This is a genomic window from Mycobacterium venezuelense, assembly GCF_054919535.1.
In genome coordinates, this window is the sequence record NZ_JBONDW010000027.1 from 49,817 (window position 1) to 74,701 (window position 24,885).

The 24,885-nt window shown below is 68.5% G+C and carries 24 protein-coding genes and 1 pseudogene; 21 read left to right on the forward strand and 4 right to left on the reverse strand.

Annotation, left to right across the window (positions count from 1 at the left end):
• Positions 1–51: 51 nt before the first annotated feature.
• Positions 52–693: an LppM family (lipo)protein gene (locus ACRCUN_RS30905; RefSeq protein ID WP_462145438.1), complete on the reverse strand. Its 642-nt coding sequence runs from the start codon at positions 691–693 to the stop codon at positions 52–54.
• A 97-nt stretch (positions 694–790) separates the two neighbouring features.
• Entirely contained in the window at positions 791–1,387 is a 597-nt protein-coding gene (locus ACRCUN_RS30910) for a GNAT family N-acetyltransferase (RefSeq protein WP_462145439.1), read from the reverse strand.
• 233 nt (positions 1,388–1,620) lie between these two features.
• Between ACRCUN_RS30910 and ACRCUN_RS30915 the strand changes: the two genes are divergently transcribed.
• From ACRCUN_RS30915 to ACRCUN_RS31010, 20 genes are all read left to right on the forward strand, one after another.
• Positions 1,621–2,019, forward strand: coding sequence for an SCO2097 family morphological protein (locus tag ACRCUN_RS30915; RefSeq protein WP_462145418.1), 399 nt, complete (start codon positions 1,621–1,623; stop codon positions 2,017–2,019).
• 401 nt (positions 2,020–2,420) lie between these two features.
• The gene (gene mraZ / locus ACRCUN_RS30920; protein ID WP_067855592.1) at positions 2,421–2,852 is read left to right on the forward strand and encodes a division/cell wall cluster transcriptional repressor MraZ; all 432 of its coding nucleotides are present in this window, start codon (positions 2,421–2,423) and stop codon (positions 2,850–2,852) included.
• A complete protein-coding gene (rsmH, locus tag ACRCUN_RS30925; RefSeq protein WP_462145419.1) occupies positions 2,827–4,005 on the forward strand; it encodes a 16S rRNA (cytosine(1402)-N(4))-methyltransferase RsmH in 1,179 nt (392 codons plus the stop codon). The genes mraZ and rsmH overlap by 26 nt, the downstream gene beginning before the upstream one ends.
• Positions 4,002–5,042 carry a cell division protein FtsL gene (ftsL, locus tag ACRCUN_RS30930; RefSeq protein ID WP_462145420.1) on the forward strand — a complete coding sequence of 347 codons (1,041 nt, stop codon included), beginning with the start codon at positions 4,002–4,004 and terminating at the stop codon, positions 5,040–5,042. The genes rsmH and ftsL overlap by 4 nt, the downstream gene beginning before the upstream one ends.
• Complete coding sequence (locus ACRCUN_RS30935) at positions 5,039–6,955, forward strand: peptidoglycan D,D-transpeptidase FtsI family protein (protein ID WP_462145421.1); 1,917 nt, start codon at positions 5,039–5,041, stop codon at positions 6,953–6,955. Before ftsL ends, ACRCUN_RS30935 begins: the two co-directional genes overlap by 4 nt.
• Positions 6,956–7,024: 69 nt before the next feature.
• Complete coding sequence (locus tag ACRCUN_RS30940; protein ID WP_462145422.1) at positions 7,025–8,551, forward strand: UDP-N-acetylmuramoyl-L-alanyl-D-glutamate--2,6-diaminopimelate ligase; 1,527 nt, start codon at positions 7,025–7,027, stop codon at positions 8,549–8,551.
• On the forward strand, positions 8,548–10,065 hold the full coding sequence (locus tag ACRCUN_RS30945) for a UDP-N-acetylmuramoyl-tripeptide--D-alanyl-D-alanine ligase (RefSeq protein WP_462145423.1): 1,518 nt from the start codon (positions 8,548–8,550) through the stop codon (positions 10,063–10,065). Before ACRCUN_RS30940 ends, ACRCUN_RS30945 begins: the two co-directional genes overlap by 4 nt.
• Positions 10,062–11,141, forward strand: coding sequence for a phospho-N-acetylmuramoyl-pentapeptide-transferase (gene mraY / locus ACRCUN_RS30950; RefSeq protein ID WP_462145424.1), 1,080 nt, complete (start codon positions 10,062–10,064; stop codon positions 11,139–11,141). Before ACRCUN_RS30945 ends, mraY begins: the two co-directional genes overlap by 4 nt.
• Before the next feature lies 1 nt (position 11,142).
• On the forward strand, positions 11,143–12,618 hold the full coding sequence (murD, locus tag ACRCUN_RS30955) for a UDP-N-acetylmuramoyl-L-alanine--D-glutamate ligase (RefSeq protein WP_462145425.1): 1,476 nt from the start codon (positions 11,143–11,145) through the stop codon (positions 12,616–12,618).
• Positions 12,619–12,734: 116 nt separating this feature from the next.
• Entirely contained in the window at positions 12,735–14,237 is a 1,503-nt protein-coding gene (gene ftsW / locus ACRCUN_RS30960; protein WP_462145440.1) for a putative lipid II flippase FtsW, read from the forward strand.
• Complete coding sequence (gene murG / locus ACRCUN_RS30965) at positions 14,213–15,373, forward strand: undecaprenyldiphospho-muramoylpentapeptide beta-N-acetylglucosaminyltransferase (protein WP_462145441.1); 1,161 nt, start codon at positions 14,213–14,215, stop codon at positions 15,371–15,373. The genes ftsW and murG overlap by 25 nt, the downstream gene beginning before the upstream one ends.
• Before the next feature lie 38 nt (positions 15,374–15,411).
• Complete coding sequence (gene murC / locus ACRCUN_RS30970; RefSeq protein ID WP_462145442.1) at positions 15,412–16,827, forward strand: UDP-N-acetylmuramate--L-alanine ligase; 1,416 nt, start codon at positions 15,412–15,414, stop codon at positions 16,825–16,827.
• Entirely contained in the window at positions 16,824–17,765 is a 942-nt protein-coding gene (locus tag ACRCUN_RS30975; protein ID WP_462145426.1) for a cell division protein FtsQ/DivIB, read from the forward strand. The genes murC and ACRCUN_RS30975 overlap by 4 nt, the downstream gene beginning before the upstream one ends.
• 188 nt (positions 17,766–17,953) lie before the next feature.
• Entirely contained in the window at positions 17,954–19,117 is a 1,164-nt protein-coding gene (ftsZ, locus tag ACRCUN_RS30980; protein WP_067855507.1) for a cell division protein FtsZ, read from the forward strand.
• Between the two features lie 35 nt (positions 19,118–19,152).
• Complete coding sequence (gene pgeF, locus ACRCUN_RS30985) at positions 19,153–19,866, forward strand: peptidoglycan editing factor PgeF (protein WP_462145427.1); 714 nt, start codon at positions 19,153–19,155, stop codon at positions 19,864–19,866.
• Positions 19,863–20,696 carry a YggS family pyridoxal phosphate-dependent enzyme gene (locus ACRCUN_RS30990; protein ID WP_462145443.1) on the forward strand — a complete coding sequence of 278 codons (834 nt, stop codon included), beginning with the start codon at positions 19,863–19,865 and terminating at the stop codon, positions 20,694–20,696. Before pgeF ends, ACRCUN_RS30990 begins: the two co-directional genes overlap by 4 nt.
• Complete coding sequence (locus tag ACRCUN_RS30995; RefSeq protein ID WP_462145428.1) at positions 20,693–21,322, forward strand: cell division protein SepF; 630 nt, start codon at positions 20,693–20,695, stop codon at positions 21,320–21,322. The genes ACRCUN_RS30990 and ACRCUN_RS30995 overlap by 4 nt, the downstream gene beginning before the upstream one ends.
• A gap of 172 nt (positions 21,323–21,494) precedes the next feature.
• Entirely contained in the window at positions 21,495–21,785 is a 291-nt protein-coding gene (locus ACRCUN_RS31000) for a YggT family protein (RefSeq protein WP_067855595.1), read from the forward strand.
• A gap of 206 nt (positions 21,786–21,991) precedes the next feature.
• Positions 21,992–22,801: a DivIVA-like cell division protein Wag31 gene (wag31, locus tag ACRCUN_RS31005; RefSeq protein ID WP_462145429.1), complete on the forward strand. Its 810-nt coding sequence runs from the start codon at positions 21,992–21,994 to the stop codon at positions 22,799–22,801.
• A gap of 62 nt (positions 22,802–22,863) precedes the next feature.
• Complete coding sequence (locus ACRCUN_RS31010; protein ID WP_462145430.1) at positions 22,864–23,181, forward strand: hypothetical protein; 318 nt, start codon at positions 22,864–22,866, stop codon at positions 23,179–23,181.
• Here the strand turns inward: ACRCUN_RS31010 and ACRCUN_RS31015 are convergent.
• Positions 23,178–23,843: a phosphoribosyltransferase gene (locus tag ACRCUN_RS31015; RefSeq protein WP_462145431.1), complete on the reverse strand. Its 666-nt coding sequence runs from the start codon at positions 23,841–23,843 to the stop codon at positions 23,178–23,180. The two genes, ACRCUN_RS31010 and ACRCUN_RS31015, sit on opposite strands and share 4 nt — an antisense overlap.
• A 44-nt stretch (positions 23,844–23,887) precedes the next feature.
• On the reverse strand, positions 23,888–24,610 hold the full coding sequence (locus ACRCUN_RS31020; protein ID WP_462145432.1) for a type 1 glutamine amidotransferase: 723 nt from the start codon (positions 24,608–24,610) through the stop codon (positions 23,888–23,890).
• A gap of 68 nt (positions 24,611–24,678) precedes the next feature.
• On the opposite strand from ACRCUN_RS31020, the pseudogene ACRCUN_RS31025 reads away from it, so the two are divergent.
• Positions 24,679–24,885: pseudogene (locus ACRCUN_RS31025) on the forward strand (HNH endonuclease); the annotation flags it as partial.

The window sequence follows — 24,885 nt, forward strand, 5'->3', positions numbered from 1 at the left end:
GGGTTTTGTAGCAAGCGAGATGCCCGACCGCGCCGCGGCGAGCGTTCGGAGTCAGTCGCCGGCGTTGACGGGATCGCCGGGTTTGGGGGAGCGGTCGCGGCTGACCCACGCCAGTGCCCCGATGACGCCTGCGACCAACATCGCGCCGACGATGAGCCAGATGGCCGCGGTGGTGAAGGACCTCGCGCTGGGGTCGGTGTAGCGGGCCTGGGCGTTCATGGTGCTGACGACACCCGGCCGCAGCTTCCATTCCACGATCGAGGAGCTGACCTGGTCGCCGTTGGTCGAGGTCACCTCACCGGGGAAGGACACCGTCAGCAGTACGTCGGCTTCGGGGTCGTTCATCGAGGTGAGATCGACGCGCCCTTCCAGGATCACGAGATCGCCCGCGCGCCGCAGCGAGATGTCGACGCCAGCGGCGTCGCGGTTCATGCCGGCCAGTTGCGGCAGTTCGGCGAACGTCAGGTCGGAGAACACGGCCTGCGAGCCGACGTAGTCGTCGCGGCTGTATTCCGAGACCGCGACCTTGGTGGCGAACGGCAGGTTGTTGAGAAGCTGCGGGCCTTTGTCGTCGGCGTCGCGCGGTTTTGCGGCGGCGATGATCTGACCGGACACACGATCGTCGGGCGACACCGTGATGGATGCCCGGACGCGTACGCACCCGACCGCCATCGGCAGAAGCAGCAGCAACATCACCAGCGCCAGTAGCCTGCGGCGGCTGCGGTGGCTGGGTCGTCGGACGCGCACGCGAGCAATCGTGCCAGATGGGGCCGCCGATGTTCGACCCCAGTTACAGGGGCAGGCTGCGCCCGAGGATCGCGAAGGCCCGCGGATCGCCCGCGAAGTGGTAGCCGCGGATCACATCGGTGAAGCCGAGGCGGCGGTACAACCGCCAGGCCCGATTGGCTTCCCCGTTGATCTCGGGGGTCGACAGCAGGACGTGAGATTCGCCACGGCCGGCCAGGAGCCGTCGGGCCAGAGCCTCGCCGAGTCCGTGGCCCTGTGCGCTTGGATCGATGTGCAACTCGGTGAGCTCGAAGTAGCTGGTCATGAGCTCCGTGATGCGCGACGGGCTGGCTCCGACGCGGCGCAGGCCGGCGACCACTTGCTGCTGCCACCACTGGTCGGGTGCTCCGCAGTAGCCGTATGCCACGCCCAGTAACGGCGCGCTCGACATATCCGCGCTGGTGGGAGCGCTGTTCACGGTCGCGATGTCGATGGCGGCCACGGCTTTCCAGCCGCTTCGGCGGGTGTGTTCGAGCCACAGTGAGGCGCGCTGCTCCTCTGTGCCGCGGGGGTATCGCATGGCGTCGACGTAGACGCGCAGCGCGTCGGGGAGCCGGCGCTGCATGTCGTCCGGCGACAGATCGATGAGATACGCCGCCAATTCTGTTGCCTTCCCCATGCGCCCGTGTCCTGTCGAAGCCCTTGCGAACTCATTATTGGAGCCATTATCCGGCGGTGAGGCGCTCCATCCCACTCGCATCGAACGCCTACAATCGACTGCGAACAAGGTGGTACGGCTCGGATCGACCTCGTATCATTACTGTTAGGTGCCCGTAAGTGCGGGTGTACACACGACTTTGACGAGGCGACGGCGGCGTCGGCAAGGAGGGACGAATGCCACTCTCCGATCATGAGCAGCGCATGCTCGACCAGATCGAGAGCGCGCTCTATGCCGAGGACCCCAAGTTCGCGTCGAGCGTCCGGGGTGGGACTCTACGCGCGCCGTCGGCGCGCCGCAGACTGCAGGGCGCGCTGTTGTTCATCGCAGGCTTGGCGATGCTCGTGGTGGGCGTCGCCGTGAAGGCCACGATGATCGGCGGGTTCCCGATCCTGTCTGTCATCGGTTTCGTCGTGATGTTCGGCGGTGTGGTGTTCGCCATCACCGGTCCGCGCGTCGCCGGGCGTGACCGGTCCGCCGCACCGGGTTCGGCGCCGCGTCAGCGTCGCCAGCGGGGCGGCGGTTCGTTCACCAATCGGATGGAAGACCGCTTCCGTCGCCGCTTCGACGAGTAGACCGCCGCGCGGTCTCAAGGGGTAGCCCACGAGGGCTACCCCTTTTTTGTGCGTTGAGCCGGTTTCGCGACACGCCGGATCGGGTGCCCAGCGCACTGCAGACGTGCCGGTGCGCGTAACAGTTCGGCCTCGCCCCACATCACACCCCCCACAACGCCCCACCGCTCACCCTGGCGCGTTGACCTGGGATTTTTCGGCGCGGCTTGCCCGAATGTGGGTCGCCAATGCGTGTCTCAGGGCGTTCAGGGGGGCGGCGGTGGGGCGAAATCGCGAAGTCATGGCATCAAATGGAGCAAAGTGGGGGATCGTGGGGTAAAGTGGCGGCCAGCGGGGAAACCGGAGCCCCGCTCGGCGAAGGCGAAGCGACTCGGGATCCGAACCGGGTGGCGGGAGGTGGCCAGATGTTTCTGGGTACCTACACGCCCAAGCTCGATGACAAGGGGCGGCTCACGCTGCCCGCCAAGTTCCGCGACGCGCTGGCAGGAGGGTTGATGGTCACCAAGAGCCAAGATCACAGCCTGGCCGTCTACCCGCGCGACGAGTTCGAGAAGTTGGCCAGGCGTGCATCGCAGGCGTCCCGGAGCAATCCGGAGGCCCGTGCGTTCCTGCGCAGCCTGGCCGCGGCAACCGACGAGCAGCACCCCGACGCGCAGGGCCGGATCACCCTGTCGGCGGACCATCGGCGCTACGCGAACCTGTCCAAGGACTGCGTGGTGATCGGGTCGGTCGACTACCTGGAGATCTGGGACGCCCAAGCCTGGCAGGAGTACCAGCAGACCCACGAAGAGAACTTCTCCGCGGCCACTGATGAAACTCTGCGCGACATCATCTGATGAGGCTGATACGGCCCGCAACCCGGCGGGAGCCCCGGACGTAGCCCGTGCAACGCGGCCTCTGCCCGAATCGGCCCTGGCGTACTTCCCCAACGCCAGGTCCGTTGATTCGGACAGAGACCACGGTGCAGGGGCTGTCCCGAGCGGAGGTGTTGGAGTGGTTCACGACTCCCCAGATCCCCAGGAACACGGACACATCCCGGTTCTCCTGGATCGCTGTGTCGACCTGTTGGCACCGGCATTGACCCGCGGGCACGCCGACGGCACCGATGCGGTTCTCGTCGACGCCACCTTGGGAGCCGGCGGTCATTCCGAACGTTTTCTCACCGACTTACCCGGGCTCCGCCTGATCGGCCTGGACCGCGACCCCAATGCGTTGGCCATCGCAGGAGCGCGGCTCGCCCCGTTCGGCGACCGCGTGACGCTTGTGCGCACGCGTTACGACGGAATCGCCTCGGCCCTCGCGGAATCCGGTGTGCGCCGCGTCGACGGCGTGTTGTTCGACCTCGGGGTTTCGTCGATGCAGCTCGACCAGGCGCAGCGGGGATTCTCCTACGCCACCGATGCGCCGCTGGATATGCGGATGGATCCCGACGCCCCGCTGACGGCCGCGGAGATCCTCAACACCTACGACGCCAAGGAGATCGCCAGGGTGCTGCGCGATTTCGGCGAGGAGCGGTTCGCCGGGCGGATCGCCGACAAGATCGTCAGGCGCAGAGCCTCGCAGCCGTTCACGACGACGGGCGAGCTCGTCGAGCTGCTCTATGAAGCGATTCCGGCGCCGGCCCGGCGGACCGGGGGGCATCCGGCCAAGCGCACGTTCCAGGCGCTGCGCATCGCGGTCAACGGTGAGCTGGATTCCCTGCGCGTCGCGGTTCCCGCGGCACTGGCGGCTCTGCAGCCCGGCGGACGAATCGTCGTGATGGCCTACCAGTCGCTTGAGGACCGCATCGTCAAGCAGGCATTCGGCACGGTGACCGCGTCACGGACACCCCCTGGCCTGCCCATCGAACTTCCCGGTCACGAACCAGAATTCGTGGCGCTGACCCGCGGGGCCGAGCGGGCCGATGAACAGGAGATCGAACGCAATCCACGTAGCGCCCCTGTGCGCCTGCGAGCACTCGAAAAGGTTGGGGGAAGGGGCAACTCATGAAGGTGAAGCGACCAGTGCCGGTACGTGAGGCCGACCGCAGGCGCGTACGCCAGCCGGGCGCCCAGCGGCGCAGTTCCGAGGCGCCGCCGCGCACCCGCAGGCCCAGCCGCGAACAGCGGCCGCTGCGGCAGGCGCCACAGACCGGGCCGATTCCGCGGCAGCGGAGCGGGCCCGTCCGGCCGAAGAGCGCGAGTCAGGCGAAGGCCCGCGCGAAGGCGCGTAAAGCCAAGGCCCCTAAAGTTGTTCGTCCGCCGCTGCGGGAACGGCTGCTCGTCCGGCTCGCCGCTGTCGAACTGAACCCGCGGGAACTGATCGCCCGTGTTCCGTTCGTCGTGTTGGTGATCGCGGCGCTCGGCGTCGGTCTGGGGATCACCTTGTGGCTGTCGACCGGATCGGCCGAACGTTCCTACCAGTTGGGTCACGCCCGGCAGACCAATGAGGGCCTGCTGCAGCAGAAGGAAGCCCTTGAGCGCGATGTGCTCGAGGCGCAGGCCGCTCCGGCACTTGCCGAGGCCGCCCGCAACCTCGGCATGATCCCGTCGCGCGACACCGCCCACCTCGTGCAGGATCCCACGGGCAACTGGACGGTGGTCGGTACACCGAAGCCGGCCGAAGGCGTGCCGCCGCCACCCCTGAACACGCCGCTGCCCGACGAGGCGCCGCCACCGCGGCCTGCGCCGCCCGCGCCGCGCGTGGTCGACCCACGGGAACTGGCGGTACGTGTGCCGCAGGCGGGCCACCCCACGGTGCCGCCCGCGGAGATGCCGCACGGGGTGCCGGGAGCACAGCCGCCCGCGCCAGGCCCGGTGCCCCTTGCCGCACCGTTGGACATCCCTCCCGCGCAGGCTCTTCCCGCGCCGCCCGCTGTTGAGGTGCCGCAGCCCGTCGCGGCCCCGCAGGCACTTCCCGCGCCCCCGGTGCCGGAAGCCCCGCCTGCGCCCGCCGCCCCGCAGGTGCCCACCCCGGGCGTGCCCATTGCTCCCGGCCCGGCTCCTGGCGTCGAGCAGTTGGCCCCGGCTACCGCGCCCGCAGCATGAGTCGCCGGCCCGAACACACACCGGCGCGGGGGCGCAAGAAGGACCCCGCCGGCCAGGGACGGTCGGCACGCGTCCGGCGCACGCGGGTCGCGGCACCCGAAACGGGTTTGGAGAGCTCGTCTTTCGTCTTTCGGCACCGGACCGGAAACGTGGTCATGTTCGCGGTGCTGCTGATCGCGGCTGCTCAGCTGTTCAACCTGCAGGTGCCGAGGGCGGCCGGGTTGCGCGCCGAGGCGGCCAGCCAGCTCAAGGTCACCGACATCGATCCCGCGATGCGCGGCAGCATCGTCGACCGCAACGACGACAAGCTCGCGTTCACGATCGAGGCGCGTGCCCTGACCTTCCAGCCGGTGCGGGTCCGCAAACAACTGGCCGAGGCGAAGGCCAAATCCCCGGAGGCGCCCGACCCGGACCGCAGGCTCACCGACATCGCCAAAGACGTTGCCGCGCGGTTGAACAACAAGCCCGACGCCAAGACCGTCGAGAAGAAGCTCAGAAGCAACGAAACGTTCGTGTATCTGGCTCGGGCGGTCGATCCGGCGATCGCCGACGCGATCACCGAGAAGTTCCCCGAAGTCGGCACGGAGCGTCAGGATCTGCGGCAGTACCCGGGCGGTTCGCTGGCGGCCAACATCGTCGGCGGCATCGACTGGGACGGGCACGGACTGCTCGGCCTTGAGGACTCGATGGACGCGGTGCTCGCCGGTTCCGACGGTTCGGTCACCTACGACCGGGGCTCCGACGGGGTCGTGATCCCGGGCAGCTACCGCAATCGCCACGACGCGGTCAACGGCTCCACCGTGCAGCTCACCCTCGACGACGACATCCAGTACTACGTGCAGCAGCAGGTACAGCTCGCCAAGGACGCCTCCGGCGCCAAGAACGTCTCCGCCGTCGTACTGGACGCGAAAACCAGTGAGGTGCTCGCGATGTCGAACGACAACACGTTCGACCCAAGCCAGGACATCGGCCGCCAGGAGAACCGGCAGATGGGCAACCTACCGGTGTCGTCGCCGTTCGAGCCGGGTTCGGTGAACAAGATCGTCACGGCCGCATCGGCCATCGAATACGGGCTGTCGAACCCCGACGAGGTGCTGCAGGTGCCCGGTTCGATCGACATGGGCGGCGTCACCGTTCGTGACGCCTGGAGTCACGGCGTCATGCCGTACACCACGACCGGTGTGTTCGGTAAGTCCTCCAACGTGGGCACGCTGATGCTCGCCCAGCGGATCGGGCCGGAGCGGTTCTACGACATGCTCCGCCGGTTCGGACTGGGACAGCGCACCGGTGTCGGTCTGCCGGGCGAGAGCTCGGGCCTGCTTCCGCCGATCGACCAGTGGTCGGGCAGCTCGTTCTCCAATCTGCCGATCGGGCAAGGCCTTTCGATGACATTGCTGCAGATGGCCGCGATGTACCAGACGATCGCCAACGACGGGGTACGCATCCCGCCGCGGATCATCAAGGCGACCATCGCGCCCGACGGCACCCGCACCGAGGAGCCGCGCCCCGAGGGCGTTCAGGTGGTCAAACCCGAGACCGCGCGCACCGTCCGCGACATGTTCCGCGGAATCGTGCAGCACGACCCGATGGGCGCCCAGCAGGGCACCGGCCCGCAGGCCGCGGTGGAGGGCTACCAGATCGCAGGCAAAACCGGTACCGCACAGCAGATCAACCCCGCGTGCGGTTGCTACTACGACGACGTCTACTGGATCACGTTCGCCGGCATCGCACCCGCCGACGATCCCCGCTATGTCGTCGGCATCATGATGGACGCCCCGCACCGCGCGGCCGACGGGGCCCCTGGGTCGTCGGCGGCGCCGCTGTTCCACAACATCGCCTCGTGGTTGCTGCAACGCCACAACGTGCCGCTGTCGGCAGATCCCGGACGTCCGCTGACTCTGCAGGCGACCTGACGCGGAAGGTCGCCCGACCGCCGATGGGTATGCGGCCCTAGGGCCGCCGATGGGTACTGTTGCATGGCCATGAAGCTGCGTCCGAGCCGTCCTGTCGGCCATCATCTCGTGCCGCTGGCCGCTGCGGTCGGGGCTGTCCCCGCTGCCGGTTCGGCGCTGCCCGACATCGTCGTGACCGGGGTGACCCTGCGCGGTCAGGACGCCGTGCCTGGGGATCTGTTCGCCGCGCTGCCGGGTTCGTCGGCGCACGGCGCCCGCTATGCCGCCGATGCGGTATCCGGTGGTGCGGTTGCCGTGATCACCGATCCGGACGGTGCCGCGCAGTTGGCGGGCACACTCGAGGCTCCGGTGCTCGTCCACCCCGCGCCGCGGTCGGTTCTCGGCGAGTTGGCCGCGCGCGTGTACGGCCGGCCCGCGGACAGGCTGCGGGTCATCGGCGTCACGGGCACATCGGGCAAGACCACCACCACCTACCTGGTGGAGGCCGGCTTACGGGCGGCGGGCCGGGTGGCCGGGCTGATCGGTACCGTCGGCGTCCGAATCGACGGGCGTGCGGTGCCGAGCGCACTGACGACGCCAGAAGCTCCCGATCTGCAGGCGCTGCTCGCGGTCATGGTCGAGGAGGGCGTCGACACCGTGGTGATGGAGGTGTCGAGCCACGCGTTGACGCTCGGCCGGGTCGATGGCATCGGATTCGCCATCGGCGGGTTCACGAACCTGTCGCGCGACCACCTCGATTTCCATCCCACGATGGACGATTACTTCGAGGCCAAGGCCCGGCTGTTCGATCCGGAGTCGCCGAATCATGCGGCGCTGTCGGTCATCTGCGTCGACGATGAGGCGGGTGCCGCGATGGCTGCGCGCGCCGAAAGCCCCGTGACCGTGAGCACGGAGGGCGCCGCCGCCGACTGGTGTGTGCAGGAGATCGCCGTCGCGGGACCGGGTGCACAAGAATTCGCGGTGGCCGATCCGGCTGGAGTTCATCACCGGGTGGCCATCGGGCTGCCTGGCCGCTACAACGTCGCGAACGCCGCGTTGGCGCTCGCGCTCCTCGACGCCGCCGGGGTGTCGCCCGAACAGGCCGCCCCCGGTCTGCATTCGGCAACGGTCCCGGGCCGGCTGCAGCCCATCGACCGGGGACAGGACTTTCTGGCGCTCGTCGACTACGCACACAAGCCGGGCGCGCTGCAGGCCGTGCTTGAGACGTTGCGGGCGAGCGCGGCGACCCGCCGGATCGCGGTGGTGTTCGGCGCCGGGGGCAACCGCGATGCGGGCAAGCGCGGGCCGATGGGGCGGGTTGCGGCTGAACTCGCCGATCTCGTCGTCGTCACCGATGACAACCCCCGCGACGAGGACCCGGCGGCGATCCGCGCCGCGATCGTGGCCGGGGCCGGCGAGGGAAACGCGAAAGTGGTCGAGGTGGGCGACCGGCGTGCGGCCATCGATTACGCCGTGGCGTGGGCCGAGCCGGGGGACATCGTGCTGATTGCGGGTAAAGGTCATGAGTCCGGACAGACCAGCGGTGGCCACACCCGACCGTTCGATGATCGCGATGAGTTGGCCGCGGCACTGGAGGCATTGGAGTCACGCGCGTGATCGAGATGACGATCGCCAGGATCGCCGAGATCGTCGGCGGTGAATTAGCCGACATCACCCCGGAGCAGGCCGCGGCGACGCGAGTCACCGGCACCGTCGAGTTCGATTCCCGCGCGGTCGGCTCCGGCGGTCTGTTCTTGGCGTTGCCGGGCGCACGCTCGGACGGCCACGATTTCGCCGCGTCGGCAGTGGCGGCCGGTGCCGTCGCAGTGCTGGCGGCCCGACCCGTCGGGGTCCCCGCGATCGTGGTCCGGCCCGAGCCCGGCGCCGCCGACTCCGGTTCTGGCGCTTTGGAGTACGACACCGACGGTTCGGGTGCCGCGGTGCTCGCGGCGCTCGGCCGGCTCGCTGCCGCGGTGGCCGCCGACCTGGTGGCCGACGGGTTGACGATCATCGGCGTCACCGGATCGTCGGGCAAGACCTCGACCAAGGATCTGCTGGCGGCCGTGTTGGCCCCGCTCGGTGAGGTGATCGCGCCGCCCGGCTCGTTCAACAACGAACTGGGCCATCCATGGACGGTGCTGCGCGCGACCACCGACACCGATTTCCTGATCCTGGAGATGTCGGCCCGGCATCGCGGCAACATCGCGGCGCTGGCCGCCATCGCGCCGCCGTCGATCGCGGTCGTGCTCAACGTGGGCACCGCGCACCTCGGCGAGTTCGGATCGCGCGAGGCCATCGCCAAGACGAAGGCCGAACTGCCGCAAGCTGTCGGTCCCTCCGGAGTGGTGATCCTCAACGCCGACGACACCGCGGTGGCGGCGATGGCCGGCGAGACCGCCGCACGCGTGGTGCGGGTATCGCGGTCACCCGGTGCCGACCTGTGGGCGGGGCCGGTCGCGCTCGACGGGCTCGCCAGGCCGCGGTTCACGTTGCACACCGCGGACGGGCAGGCCGACATCGAGCTCGCCGTGCACGGTGACCATCAGGTGTCGAACGCGTTGTGCGCGGCGGCGGTCGCGCTGGAATGCGGCGCGACGCTGTCACAGGTGGCCTCGGCGCTGTCGGCGGCCGGTCCGGTGTCACGGCATCGCATGCAGGTGAGCACCCGTGGCGACGGCGTGACAGTCATCAACGACGCGTACAACGCCAACCCCGACTCGATGCGGGCCGGGCTCAAGGCACTGGCCTGGATGGCCCGCGAAAGCGCAGGCGGGGGCGCACCGAAGCGGCGCAGCTGGGCCGTGCTCGGCGAGATGGCCGAGCTCGGCGACGACGCGATATCCGAGCACGACGCGATCGGCCGGTTCGCGGTGCGCTTAGATGTCTCTCGATTACTCGTCGTGGGATCCGGGAGGACTATGAACGCCATGCACCACGGCGCGGTGATGGAGGGTTCGTGGGGGTCCGAGTCCACCATGGTCGCCGACGCCGACGCCGCACTGGCTGTGCTGCGCGATGAACTGCAGCCGGGGGACGTGGTGCTGGTGAAGGCATCCAACTCGGTCGGGCTCGGCGCGTTGGCCGAGGCTCTGGTCGCCGGCCCGGTCGGGGACGGGGACGCCGCCGTATGAAACTGATTCTGATCGCCGTCGGCATCGCGCTGACGGTGTCCATCCTGCTGACGCCTGCGCTGATCCGGCTGTTCACCAAGCAGGGCCTCGGCCACGAGATCCGTGAGGACGGTCCGCCCAGCCACGCCAAGAAGCGCGGCACGCCCTCGATGGGCGGAGTGGCGATCGTCGCCGGCATCTGGGCCGGCTACCTGGGTACGCATCTCGTCGGTGTGGCGCTCGGCGGGGAGGGGCCATCGGCCTCGGGCCTGCTGGTTCTCGGCCTGGCCACCGCGCTCGGCCTTGTCGGCTTCATCGACGACCTGATCAAGCTCCGCCGGTCGCGCAACCTCGGCCTCAACAAGACCGCGAAGACCGTCGGCCAGTTGATCGCCGCGGTGCTGTTCGGCGTGCTGGTGCTGCAGTTCCGCAACGGCGACGGTTTGACGCCCGGCAGCGCCGAGCTGTCATACGTACGTGAGATCGCCACGGTCACGCTGGCGCCCTGGCTCTTCGTGATCTTCTGCGTGGTGATCGTGAGCGCGTGGTCCAACGCGGTGAATTTCACCGACGGGCTCGACGGTCTCGCCGCGGGCGCGATGGCGATGGTGTGTGCGGCCTACGTGCTGATCACGTTCTGGCAGTACCGCAACGCGTGTGCGACGGCGCCGGGCCTTGGCTGTTACAACGTGCGCGATCCGCTGGACCTGGCGTTGATCGCGGCCGCGACGGCCGGCGCGTGCGTCGGCTTCCTGTGGTGGAACGCCGCCCCGGCCAAGATCTTCATGGGTGACACCGGCTCGCTGGCGCTCGGCGGCATCATCGCGGGCCTGTCGGTCACCAGCCGGACCGAAATCCTCGCGGTGGTCCTCGGCGCGTTGTTCGTGGCCGAGGTGACCTCGGTGGTGGTGCAGATCATGGCCTTCCGCACGACGGGCCGCCGGGTGTTCCGGATGGCGCCGTTCCATCATCACTTCGAGTTGGTCGGCTGGGCCGAGACGACCGTCATCATCCGGTTCTGGCTACTGACCGCGATCGCGTGCGGTCTCGGCGTCGCCCTGTTCTACAGCGAGTGGCTCACCGCCGTCGGGGCCTGACGTGTCCGAACCGGATCTCGCTCCGCTGACGACGGGTGCGCCCGTGCTCGTCACCGGCGCAGGCGTCACCGGCCGCGCTGTCCTGGCAGCGCTCGCACCGCTTGGCGTGGTTGCGACGCTCACCGACGACAGCCCGACGGCGCTGACGGCATTGGCACAGCAGGGTGTGGCGGTGCTCGACCCCGCGAGCGCCGTCGAACGGATATCGCATTTCGATCTGGTGGTGACGAGTCCTGGTTTCGCGCCGAGCGCGCCGGTGTTGGCCGCCGCCGCAGCGGCAGGCGTGGCGATCTGGGGCGATGTCGAGCTGGCGTGGCGGCTCGACGCGGCAGGCCGGTTCGGTACGCCGCGGCGCTGGCTCGTGGTCACCGGCACCAACGGCAAGACCACGACCACCTCGATGCTGCACGAGATGCTGGCGGCCGACGGCAGGCGAAGCATGTTGTGCGGCAACATCGGTGAGCCGGTGCTCGCGGTGCTCGACGGGCCCGCGGAGTACCTTGCGGTTGAGCTGTCCAGTTTTCAATTGCACTGGGCGCCGTCGCTGCGGCCCGAGGCGGGCGTTGTGCTCAATGTCGCCGAGGATCATCTGGATTGGCATGGCTCGATGGACGCCTATGCCCGCGACAAGGCCAGGGTGCTCGACGGGCGCGTCGCGGTGGTCGGGCTCGACGATCCCGTCGCGGCCGGTCTGCTGCCTGCGGCGACGGCCTCCACACGCGTCGGCTTTCGGCTCGGCGAGCCGGCCGCTGGCGAACTCGGTGTGCGTGCGGGCAAGCTCGTCGACCGCGCATTCGGCGACGATGTCGAGTTGGCTGGCACGGACGTGATCGGTGTGGCGGGTCCCATCGGCGTGCTCAATGCGCTCGCCGCGGCCGCGCTGGCCCGCGCGGTTGGTGTCGCGCCGGCTTCGATCGGGGCCGCGCTCGCGTCGTTCCAGGTGGGAAGGCACCGCGCCGAGGTGATCGGGGCGAGCGGGGGGGTGCGCTACGTCGACGACTCGAAGGCGACGAACCCGCACGCCGCGCAGGCGTCCATCACCGCGTACGACCGGGTGGTGTGGATCGCCGGTGGCTTGCTGAAGGGCGCTTCGGTCGATGAGCTGGTACGTCAGGTGGCGAATCGGCTTGCCGGCGCCGTACTGATCGGGCGCGATCGGCGTTTGGTTGCCGAGGCGTTATCGCGACACGCCCCGGATGTCCCCGTCGTCGAGCTTGTGACGGGGGAGGATTCTGGGGTGCTTGAGACAAATGAGTCAACTGAGTCGGTTGATGTTCATGTGACTCGTGTGATCAAAGTTGGGGACCGGCCGGTCTCCGATGCGGTCATGGCGGCTGCCGTGGGAGCCGCCCGTGAGCTGGCAAGCCCGGGCGACACCGTGTTGCTGGCACCCGCAGGCGCATCCTTCGATCAGTTCAGCGGCTACGGTCAGCGCGGCGACGCCTTCGCCGCAGCCGTCCGCGCCGCGATCGGGTAGTCGTGGCCAGCATCCTCACCCGGTTGCGCCGACGTGGCGATGCGACCGAGGGCGACGTGAAAGGTGGCGCCGCGACCGAGACGCCGACCGACGGCGCGTCGGAGGCCGCCGCCCCGGTGAAGCTGCCACGCACCCGGTTCGGCGCCTGGCTCGGCCGGCCGATGACGTCGTTTCACCTCATCATCGCCGTCACGGCACTGCTCACCACGCTCGGGTTGATCATGGTGCTCTCGGCGTCGGGGGTGTACTCCTACGATGCCGACGGTTCGCCGTGGGCGGTGTTCGGCCGCCAGGTGTTGTGGACGGCGATCGGCCTCGTGGCGTTCTACGTGGCGCTGCGGATGCCGGTCAAGACCTTGCGCCGGCTTGCGTTCCCCGGCTTCGCGCTCACCATCGTGCTGCTCGTCCTCGTGCTCATCCCCGGAATTGGCAAGGTGGCCAACGGTTCTCGCGGCTGGTTCGTCGTCGCCGGGTTCTCGATGCAGCCCTCGGAGCTGGCCAAGATCGCCTTCGCGATCTGGGGTGCGCACCTGCTCGCCGCGCGTCGGCTCGAACGCGCGTCGCTGCGCGAGATGCTGATCCCGCTCGTGCCCGCCGCGGTGATCGCGCTCGCGCTCATCGTCGCCCAGCCCGACCTCGGACAGACGGTTTCGCTCGGCATCATCCTGCTCGGCCTGCTGTGGTACGCCGGGCTGCCGCTGCGGGTGTTCATGTCGTCGCTGCTCGCGGTCATGGTCTCGGCCGCGGTGCTCGCGGTGTCGGAGGGCTACCGGTCCGACCGCGTGCAGTCGTGGCTCAACCCGGGCGCCGATGCCCAGGGATCGGGTTACCAGGCCCGCCAGGCGCGATTCGCCCTGGCCAACGGTGGCGTATTCGGCGACGGGCTCGGCCAGGGCACCGCCAAATGGAATTACCTGCCCAACGCACACAATGACTTCATCTTCGCGATCATCGGCGAGGAACTCGGTCTTATCGGGGCGCTGGGTCTGCTGGCCTTGTTCGGGCTGTTCGCCTACACGGGCATGCGGATCGCGCGCCGCTCTGCCGATCCGTTCCTGCGCCTGCTCGCCGCGACCACCACGCTGTGGGTGGTGGGCCAGATGTTCATCAACGTCGGTTACGTCGTCGGCCTGCTGCCCGTGACCGGGCTGCAGCTGCCGCTGATCTCGGCCGGTGGATCGTCTCAGGCGACGACGCTGCTGATGATGGGTTTGATCACCAATGCGGCGCGTCACGAACCGGACGCGGTCGCGGCGCTGCGGGCCGGACGCGATGACCGGATGAACCGGCTGCTTCGGTTGCCGCTGCCCGAGCCGTACGTGCCCACTCGGCTGGAGGCCGTGCGCGATCGGCTGCGCTCGAAAACGGCCCGCACTTCGGCCAAGCCGGCGCGCAAAGCGGAGCGTCGGCCCGACCGCAAGGCCGCCAAGGCCACCAAGCCGGCCAAGGTCACCGCTGCGGGCAGGCGCAAGACGTCAACGGCTGAGCGCCCGGCGCGTCGGTCGCGCACCGGCGGCCAGCCGCCGGTGGCAGCCGGCAGATCGTCGGTCCGATATGGTTCTGGCCAGCGAAACCAGGGCCGTCGAGCCCGCACATTGGAAGGTCAACGTCACGGGTGAGCGAGGGTTCTCGGGGGATATCGGTCGTACTGGCAGGCGGCGGGACCGCAGGTCACGTCGAGCCGGCGATGGCGGTGGCCGATGCGCTGCGTGCACTCGACCCCGCTGTGCGGATCACCGCCCTCGGCACGCAGCGCGGTCTGGAGACCCGGCTGGTGCCCCAGCGCGGCTATGACCTGGAGCTGATCACGCCGGTGCCGCTGCCGCGCAAGCCGTCGGGAGATCTGGTGCGGCTTCCGATGCGCGTGCGCACCGCGATCCGCGAGACCCGGTCGGTGTTGTCGAACGTCGAAGCCGACGTGGTGGTCGGGTTCGGCGGCTATGTCGCGCTGCCTGCCTATCTGGCTGCCCGCGGAAGCGCCGCGCGGCGCCGACCGGCGGTGCCGGTGGTGGTCCACGAGGCCAACGCGAGCGCCGGTCTGGCCAATCGGGTCGGCGCGCGCTCGGCCCGTCGCGTGCTTTCGGCGGTGCCCGATCCCGGCCTGCGCAACGTCGAGGTGGTCGGGGTGCCGGTGCGGGCCGCGATCACGTCGCTTGACCGCAAAGCGCTGCGCGCCGAGGCTCGCGCGTTCTTCGGTTTCGCCGACGACGCCAAGGTGTTGCTGGTCTTCGGCGGCTCGCAGGGTGCACAATCGATCAACCGCGCGGTCTCGGCAGCGGCCGAAAGTCTTGCGGCGGCAGGTATTTCGGTTTTGCATGCGCACGGCCCGAAGAACACGCTGGAACTGCCGCAGGCAGCGGCCGATGCGCCACCGTACGTCGCGGTGCCCTACCTCGACCGCATGGATCTGGCCTATGCCGCAGCCGATCTCGCGATCTGCCGGTCCGGTGCGATGACGGTCGCGGAGGTGACCGCCGTCGGCCTGCCTGCGATCTATGTCCCGTTGCCGATCGGCAACGGCGAGCAGCGCCTCAACGCGGGCCCGGTGGTCGCGGCCGGCGGCGGCATCGTCGTCGATGACGGCGATCTCACCGGCGCATTCGTCGCCGACACCGTGGGCGGCCTCCTCACCGACGACGCCAAAATCTCGGCGATGACGGCGGCCGCAACGCTTTCGGGGCATCCCGACGCGGCGCAGCGGGTGGCCCAGGTCGTATTGGATGTGGCGCGGGCGGATCGAAAGAGGGCGCAGTGAAAGCCAATTCACTTCCGCCGGAGTTGGAGCGCGTCCACATGGTCGGTATCGGCGGTGCCGGAATGTCGGGGGTGGCGCGGATCCTGCTCGACCGCGGCGGCCTCGTGTCGGGATCGGATGCCAAGGAATCGCGCAGCGTGGTGGCGCTGCGCGCGCGGGGAGCCGAGGTCAGGATCGGCCACGACGCGTCCTCGCTGGATCTGTTGCCCGGCGGGCCGACCGCGGTGGTCACCACCCATGCCGCGATCCCGAAGACCAACCCCGAGTTGGTCGAGGCCCGGCGTCGCGGCATCCCCGTCATCCTGCGGCCGGTGGTGCTGGCCAAGCTGATGGTCGGCTACACCACGCTGATGGTGACCGGGACCCACGGCAAGACCACCACCACGTCGATGCTCATCGTGGCGTTGCAGCACAGCGGTTTCGACCCGTCGTTCGCGGTCGGCGGGGATCTGGGGGAGGCCGGCACCAACGCCCATCACGGCAGCGGGCAGTGCTTCGTGGCCGAAGCCGACGAGAGCGACGGCTCACTGCTCGAGTACACGCCCGATGTGGCGGTGGTGACCAACATCGAGGCCGACCATCTGGACTTCTTCGGCAGTGAGGCGGCCTACACCGCGGTGTTCGACTCGTTCGTCGAACGGATCGCGCCGGGCGGCGCACTCGTGGTCTGCACCGATGACCCTGGTGCGGCCGCGCTGGCCGATCGCACCGAAGCGCTCGGGATCCGGGTGTTGCGCTATGGCAGCACCGGGGACAACCTCGCTGGGACGCTGCTCAGTTGGGATCAGCAGGGCACCGGTGCGGTGGCGCACATCCAGCTCGCCGGTGAGCCGCATCCCCGGGCCATCCGGCTCGCGGTGCCCGGCAGGCACATGGCACTGAACGCCCTTGCGGCGGTGCTGGCCGCGGTGGACGTCGGTGCGCCGGCCGAGGTGGTACTTGACGGTTTGGCCGGATTCGAGGGCGTGCGTAGGCGTTTCGAGTTGGTGGGCTCGGTCGGCGGGGTCCGGGTCTTCGACGACTACGCGCATCACCCCACCGAGGTTCGCGCGACGCTGGAGGCGGCCCGTATGGTCGCAAACCAGACGGGGAGTCGGTCGATAGTCGCGTTCCAACCCCATTTGTATTCGCGCACAGCAACATTCGCGCGGGAGTTCGGCGCCGCGTTGAGCACGGCCGACGAGGTGTTCGTGCTCGACGTCTACGGCGCGCGCGAACAGCCGATGGCCGGGATCAGCGGCGCGACGGTCGCCGAGCACGTGACGGTTCCGGTGACCTATGTGCCGGACTTCTCGGCCGTGGCCGCGCTGGTCGCGGCCTCGGCCCGGTCGGGCGATGTCGTGCTCACCATGGGGGCGGGCGACGTGACGATGCTGGGTGGCGAGATCTTGACCGAGTTGCAGATCAAGGCCAACCGCAGCGCCCCGGGACGGTCGGGGACGGGTTCGTCGTGACCGAGAGTGGTCCCGCGCCGGGTCCACAGTCTGGCCCCGACAGCACTGCCGCCGAGTCCGGTCCGGCGGAACCCGAGCAGGCGCAGGCCGAATCGACGATGCCGCCGGCCGCGTCGGAGGACTACGAGGGGCCGCGCCGGCGGGCACGACGCGAACGTGCGGAGCGCCGCGCGGCCCGCGACCGCGCCGTGGCGATCGAGCAGGCCCGCCGCGAAGCCAAGCGTCGCGTCGACGGATCGGCCGCAGACACGCCGAAAACCCTTGCCAGAGGCACGATCCGGGGACTCAAGGTGCTGCTGTGGGCGGCCCTGGCCAGCGTGCTGGCGGTGACTCTCGGCCTCGTGTTGTATTTCACGCCGATCATGTCTGCCCGCAACGTGGTGGTCACCGGGTTGGCTGCGTTACCTCAGGAACAGGTGCTGGCGGCGGCCGCGGTGGTGCCCGGTACACCGCTGTTGCAGATCAACACCGATGCGGTGGCCGAACGGGTGGCGACCATCCGCCGTGTCGCGACCGCCCGGGTGCAGCGAGAGTATCCGTCGACCTTGCGGATCACCGTCGTGGAGCGGGTGCCCGTGGTGGTCAAGGACTTTCCGGATGGTCCACATCTGTTCGACCGCGACGGCGTCGACTTCGCCACCGAACCGCCGCCGCCGGCACTGCCGTATCTCGACGCCGACACTCCCGGTCCGAGCGATCCGGCGACTCAGGCCGCGCTCGAGGTGATGCTGGCGCTGCCGCCGGAGGTGGCCGCACAGGTCGGCCGGGTCGCGGCGCCGTCGGTCGCCTCGATCACGTTGACGCTCACCGATGGTCGCGTGGTGGTGTGGGGGACCACCGACCGCACCAAGGAGAAGGCGCTGAAGCTGGCGGCGTTGTTGACCCAGCCGGGCCGTACGTACGACGTGTCGAGTCCGGACCTGCCGACCGTCAAGTGATTTCGGGCGCATTCTCCGAAATTGCCGCGCGACGCGTCGGCGCGCCTGCCGCGATAGGCCCCGTTGTCCCCCTACCGTTCTGTTTGCGCAGAACTACTTGACATAACTCTAAGCCTATGGTTGAGGTTGAGAGTTTGCAGGAGAGGGGTTCGGCGCCCAATAACGGCAACCAGGGAGGAAGACGATCCATGACCCCCCCGCATAACTACCTAGCGGTAATCAAGGTGGTTGGTATCGGCGGCGGCGGCGTCAACGCCGTCAACCGGATGATCGAACAGGGCCTGAAGGGCGTCGAGTTCATCGCGATCAATACCGACGCACAGGCGCTGTTGATGAGCGATGCCGACGTCAAGCTCGATGTCGGCCGCGATTCCACCCGTGGGCTTGGCGCGGGCGCCGATCCAGAGGTCGGCCGCAAGGCGGCCGAGGATGCCAAGGACGACATCGAGGAACTGCTGCGTGGCGCCGACATGGTGTTCGTCACCGCGGGTGAAGGCGGCGGTACCGGCACGGGCGGTGCGCCGGTGGTCGCGACCATCGCACGCAAGCTCGGTGCGCTCACCGTCGGCGTGGTGACGCGGCCGTTCTCCTTCGAGGGGAAGCGCCGGTCCAACCAGGCCGAAGCCGGTATCACCGCGCTGCGCGAGAGCTGCGACACCCTCATCGTCATCCCCAACGACCGGCTGTTGCAGATGGGCGATGCCGCGGTGTCGCTCATGGACGCTTTCCGCAGCGCCGACGAGGTGCTGCTCAACGGCGTTCAGGGCATCACCGACCTGATCACCACGCCTGGCCTGATCAACGTGGACTTCGCCGACGTCAAGGGTGTCATGAGCGGTGCGGGTACCGCGCTCATGGGCATCGGTTCGGCTCGCGGTGACGGGCGCGCGCTCAAAGCTGCCGAGATCGCGATCAATTCGCCGCTGCTCGAAGCCTCGATGGAGGGCGCACAGGGTGTGCTGCTGTCGGTCGCAGGCGGAAGCGACCTCGGCCTCTTCGAGATCAATGAGGCGGCTTCGCTCGTGCAGGATGCCGCCCACCCCGAGGCCAACATCATCTTCGGCACCGTGATCGACGACTCGCTCGGCGACGAGGTCCGGGTCACCGTCATCGCGGCCGGGTTCGACACCACCGGGCCGAGCCGCAAGCCGGTGGTCGGGCCCAGCCAGGCGCAGACCCAGCCGATCGCATCGGGGCGCGCGGGCAAGGTCACCACATCGCTGTTCGAGCCGACGGATGCAGTGAGCGTCCCGGCGCACACCAACGGCGCGACGGTCAGTATCGGCGGCGACGGGAATGACGGGGGCATCGCCGACGACGATGTCGACGTGCCGCCGTTCATGCGGCACTGAGCTGGGCGCCGGCAGCGGGTCCGGATACTGGAATCGTGAGTCTTCGTGTACGGCGCGTGACCACCACCCGCGCCGGCGGCGTGTCAGCGCCGCCCTTCGATTCGTTCAACCTCGGCGATCACGTCGGAGACGACCCGGCGGCCGTGGCGGCCAACCGCAAGCGGTTGGCCGACGCGATCGGCGCTGCCGGAGTCGTGTGGATGAATCAGGTGCACAGCGACCGGGTGGTCACAGTCGACGGTCCGCAGGCCGGTGCGGTGGATAAAACCGACGCATTGGTGACCGCCACCCGAGGTTTGGCTTTGGCGGTGGTAACCGCCGATTGTGTTCCGGTTTTAATGGCCGATGCGCGCGCCGGTGTCGTCGCGGCCGCCCATGCCGGCCGGGTCGGGGCACAGATAGGCATCGTGCCTCGCACTCTTGAGGCGATGCTGGCCGCGGGCGCACACGCGGAGGACATCTCGGTGCTCCTGGGTCCCGCGGTGAGCGGACGCAACTACGAAGTTCCCGAGTACATGGCGGCCGAGGTGGAAGCGGCGCTGCCCGGCAGCCGCACCACGACGTCGCGGGGCACGCCCGGTCTGGATCTGCGAGCCGGAATTGCCCGGCAATTAACGTCTTTGGGTGTCAAAGCGATCGATGTCGACCCGCGTTGCACGGTCGACGACCCCAATCTGTTCAGTCATCGCCGGGACGCTCCGACCGGCCGTCTTGCCTGTCTCGTGTGGATGGAACCGAGTCGGCGATGAGTGCTGCGCGGCGTCAGCGGGACAGCGACCGGACGGCCGAACTCACGGCCGCGCTCGGTGCGGCGCGGGCCCGCCTGGCGCGTGCCGCGGAATCGGCGGGCCGGCGGGTGAGTGAAATCGAATTACTTCCGGTAACGAAATTCTTTCCGGCCACCGACATTCTTATTCTCAACCAATTAGGTTGCCTCGCTTTTGGTGAATCCCGCGAACAAGAAGCCGCGAATAAAATAACGGCGGTCCGTGCCGAATTGCCCGAAACGCCAATTCGCTGGCACATGGTCGGCCGCATCCAGCGGAACAAGGCACGTGCGGTCGCCGCGTGGGCCTACGCCGCGCATTCGGTGGACAGCGCCCGCCTCATCACTGCGCTTGACCGCGCCGCGGGGGAGGCGCTGGCCGACGGCATCCGCACCCAGCCGCTGCGTATCTATCTACAAATCAGCCTCGACGGTGACACCGAGCGGGGCGGGGTGGACGTGAACAATCCAGAACTCGTCGACGAGTTGTGTGCGGCCGCGCACGCCGCGGACGGATTGCAGTTCGTCGGGTTGATGGGAATCCCGCCGCTCGGCGCGGATCCGGAGGAGGCATTCGCGCGGCTGGCCGCCGAGCGCGCGCGGGTCCAGCGCGACTACCCGCAGCGGCTGGAACTGTCGGCCGGAATGTCCAGCGACCTCGAAGTCGCCGTCAAACACGGATCGACGTGTGTGCGTGTCGGTACCGCGCTAATGGGTCGGCGGCCGCTAACGTCACCCGCAGTAGTCACTCCAGTCACATCTTCATCACAGACATCAGAACTCCCACGGTCAGCAGAAGGGTCGCCGCGATGAGCACACTGCATAAGGTCAAGGCCTACTTCGGTATGGCACCGATGGAGGACTACGACGACGAGTACTACGAAGACGACGATCGCGGCGTCGCTCGTAGCGGCTACACCCGTCGGCCTCGCGAGGAACGTTTCGAGGAAGACGCCTACGGCTACGAGGCGCGGGAGTACGACGAGGGACCGGCCTACCGGGGCGGTTACGCCGACGAGCCCAGGTTCGAGCCGCGGATGCGTGGCCCGCGGGAATTCGACCGGCCCGCACCGCGACTTGGTGCGATGCGCGGTTCGACCCGTGGCGCGCTCGCCATGGATCCGCGCCGCATGGCAGAACTGTTCGAGGCGGGCAGCCCACTGTCGAAGATCACGACGCTGCGTCCCAAGGACTACAGCGAGGCCCGCACCATCGGCGAGCGGTTCCGCGACGGCACGCCGGTGATCATGGACCTGGTGTCGATGGACAATGCCGACGCGAAGAGGCTCGTCGACTTCGCGGCAGGTCTGGCCTTCGCGCTGCGTGGCTCGTTCGACAAGGTCGCCACCAAGGTCTTCCTGCTGTCCCCGGCCGACGTCGACGTCAGTGCCGAGGAGCGCCGCCGCATCGCCGAAGCCGGTTTCTACTCGTATCAGTAGCCCGACCTCTTAGGCGCTGACGCGGGCGCCGCTGCGCTGATCGGTCGTGGTCATCACGGCCGGGTAGGCTGGCGGCGTCGCATAACCGGTTGGTCGCGTCGCGCTTGCGGCAGTCAACCCACAGCGACCTGTATCCAATGTCACACATCTGTCTGTAGTGAGGTCGGCTCAGTTGTCGCTGTTCTTTCAGATCCTTGGTTTCGCGCTGTTCATCTTCTGGCTGCTGCTCATCGCGCGGGTCGTGGTCGAGTTCATCCGATCGTTCAGCAGGGACTGGCACCCGAAGGGTTTCACCGTCGTGGTGCTTGAGCTCATCATGACGGTCACCGATCCGCCGGTGAAGCTGCTCCGACGGCTCATTCCCCAGCTCACGATAGGCGCGGTTCGATTCGACCTGTCGATCATGGTGCTGCTTCTCGTGGCGTTCATCGGGATGCAGCTCGCCTTCGGCGCGGCGGTCTGAGCCTGGGCGCGGGATGGCCGAAGACGGGCTTCGGAGGCGTTTGCCGGACGCTCCAAAAAGGCGTAAGAAGATTGAAATTCACTCTTAAAAATTGACCTCCACTGCAACCGCCGGGTCTGGTGTGACAGGATGGACGCCAGTTGCGTTCAAACAAGGCTCTACACTTTGAGATCGGTTGACGGTCCAAGACTTCAAGGGGGCAGACAATGCCGCTCACACCAGCGGACGTCCACAACGTCGCGTTCAGCAAGCCGCCGATTGGCAAGCGGGGCTACAACGAGGACGAGGTCGACGCCTTTCTCGATCTGGTTGAGAACGAGCTGACCCGGCTCATCGAGGAGAACGCCGATCTTCGGCAGCGCGTCGCTGAGCTCGACTCCGAGCTGTCCTCTGCTCGCGCGGGCGGTGGCGCCCAGGCGACTCAGTCGATCCCGATGTACGAGCCCGAGCCCGAGCCTGCCCCGGCTCCGCAGCCCGTGTACGAGGCCCCGCCGCAGCCGGCCGCACCGCCGAGCGAGGACACCGCGGTCCGGGCCGCTCGCGTGTTGAGCCTCGCCCAGGACACCGCGGACCGCCTCACCAGTACCGCCAAGGCCGAATCGGACAAGCTTCTCGCCGATGCCCGCGCCCAGGCCGATGCCATGGTCAGCGATGCCCGCAAGACCGCCGAGACCACGGTGTCCGAGGCGCGTCAGCGCGCCGACGCGATGCTGGCCGACGCTCAGACCCGGTCGGAGACGCAGCTGCGGCAGGCGCAGGAAAAGGCCGACGCCCTTCAGGCCGATGCCGAGCGCAAGCACTCCGAGATCATGGGAACGATCAATCAGCAGCGCACCGTGCTGGAAGGCCGGTTGGAACAGCTGCGGACCTTTGAGCGTGAGTACCGCACCCGACTCAAGACCTACCTGGAATCGCAGCTTGAGGAGCTCGGACAGCGCGGCTCGGCTGCGCCGGTCGATTCGAGCGCCAACAATGACGCGAGCGGGTTCGGTCAGTTCAACCGAGGCAACAACTGAGCTGTCTCGTAGGCTGACCTGAACCGGCCCGGGCCAGCGGGCCACCGACCTAGGGTTGAACAATGCTGATCATTGCGCTCGTGCTTGCCGTCATCGGTTTGGCCGCGCTCGTGACCGCGGTGGTCACCAGTAATGAATTGATCGCCTGGGTCTGCATCGGTGCGAGTGTGCTCGGCGTCGTACTCCTCATCGTCGACGCGCTGCGTGAGCGCTCCCGGGGCGCCAAGACCGCGGCCGAACCTGACGAGGAAACCCAGGACGCGGTCGAGGCCGAATCCGACGAGCCGCTGGACTACCCCGACGAGCCGGCAGAGCCCGAGCTGGAGCGTGGCTCCGACGACGTCGCGGTCGACGAACCCACCGAGGAACGCAGGAACTAGCTGGTCGGTGCGGCCAGCAGGTGACGGACTTCATCGTCGCTGACTTGGTGAAAGTCGGCGAACGCCTGACCCACTGACTCGAAATCCATCGGGGTGCTCGCGCACACCACCTCGTCGGCCTCGCCGTTCAGCTGACTGCAGACATTGGCCGGCCCCACCGGCACCGCGACCACCACGCGCCGCGCGGCGCGCACGGCCCGCACCGCGGCAAGCATGCTGGACCCGGTCGCGATGCCGTCGTCGACGAGTATCACCGTCCGGTCGGTGAGATCGGGTGCGGGGCGCTCGCCGCGGTATGCGCGTTCCCGACGGTCCAATTCGACAGTCTCGCGCTGGATCGCTTCGGTTACCTCGTCCTCGCTGATACCGAGTCGGCGCACCAGGCTGTCATTGATCACGACGCCGCCGCCCGACGCCAACGCGCCCATTGCCAGTTCTTGCCACTGCGGTACGCCGAGCTTGCGAACCAGAAAGACATCCAGTGGCGCTCCGAGAAACGACGCGACTTCCCACGCGATCGGGACCCCGCCCCGCGCCAGCCCGAGAACCAGGACGTGGGGATCACCTCGATAGGACGCCAGGCGCTGCGCCAGGACCTGACCGGCCTCGCGGCGGTCCTGGAACGTGCGTGCCACGTCCCGACGGACACTCCATGCGCTCATATCGGTCTGTCGTGCGGTTGGGAACCGCCACCGACCGTTCCAGCCTACGTCGCGGGTGCTGCCCGTACCACCCTGTCGAGGAAGCCGCGGACCAGCGCCCGCACCCGGGCTGCCGCGTTATCGGCGAGTTCTTTTGTCTGCAAACGTAATTCGTCGTGGCTTCGGCCGATCCCGGCGACTTCTCCGTCGCGGTCGCCGGCGAGCCACCCGTCCAGCAGCGCCAAATCCAGCTCGGGATGGAATTGCAGGGCCAGGGACCGGCCCAGTACGAATGCCTGCGAAGCCTGCGCTGTCCTGGCGATTTCGGTGGCACCGGGCGGCAGGGTCCACCGGTCGAAATGCCACTGGAACCACGGGCCGCCGGGCACCAGTTGCGCGTCGTCGGTGGCGATGTCGTACCAGCCGATCTCCGGTGCGTCGGATCGGCTGACCGATCCGCCGAACGCTTGCGCGAGAAGCTGTCCACCGAAACACACCCCGAGTACGCCGACTCCGGCGTCGGCGGCGTTGCGCACCATCGCCATCTCCGCCCCGACCCACGTTTCGCGCAGTGCGTCGTCGTACACCGGCCAGCGCGCACCCAGTGGCACGATGACGTCGTATGCAGTGGGGTCGGGGAACGTCACCTCGGCGGCAGGGGAGTCCACCCGCTCAGCCGGAACCACGTCGAAAGTCTCGACGTCAAACCCACATTCACCGAACGCCTCGCCCAGCAGGGCCTCGGTCGCCATATGTTCGTTGCGAATGAACAGCACTCTCGGTGTCACCCCAGCATTATTCAGTACCGGCAGTACACGGGCGTTAGTTGTCGGTGGGTGTGGGTAGCATCGATCATGTGTTCGAAAGTTTGTTCGATATCGATCCGGGGGCGTCGGAGGAGCAGCTGCGTGCCCTGGTCGAGACGTACGAACTGCTGAAACCGGCCCTCGCAGCCGCCCAAGCCCGGGCCACGGCGTTGTGGGATGCCAAGCGTCGCGCTCGTGAGGCCGCGCAGGGTGTGCCGGCGGCCAAGCGGGGTAAGGGGTTGGCCGCCGAGGTCGCG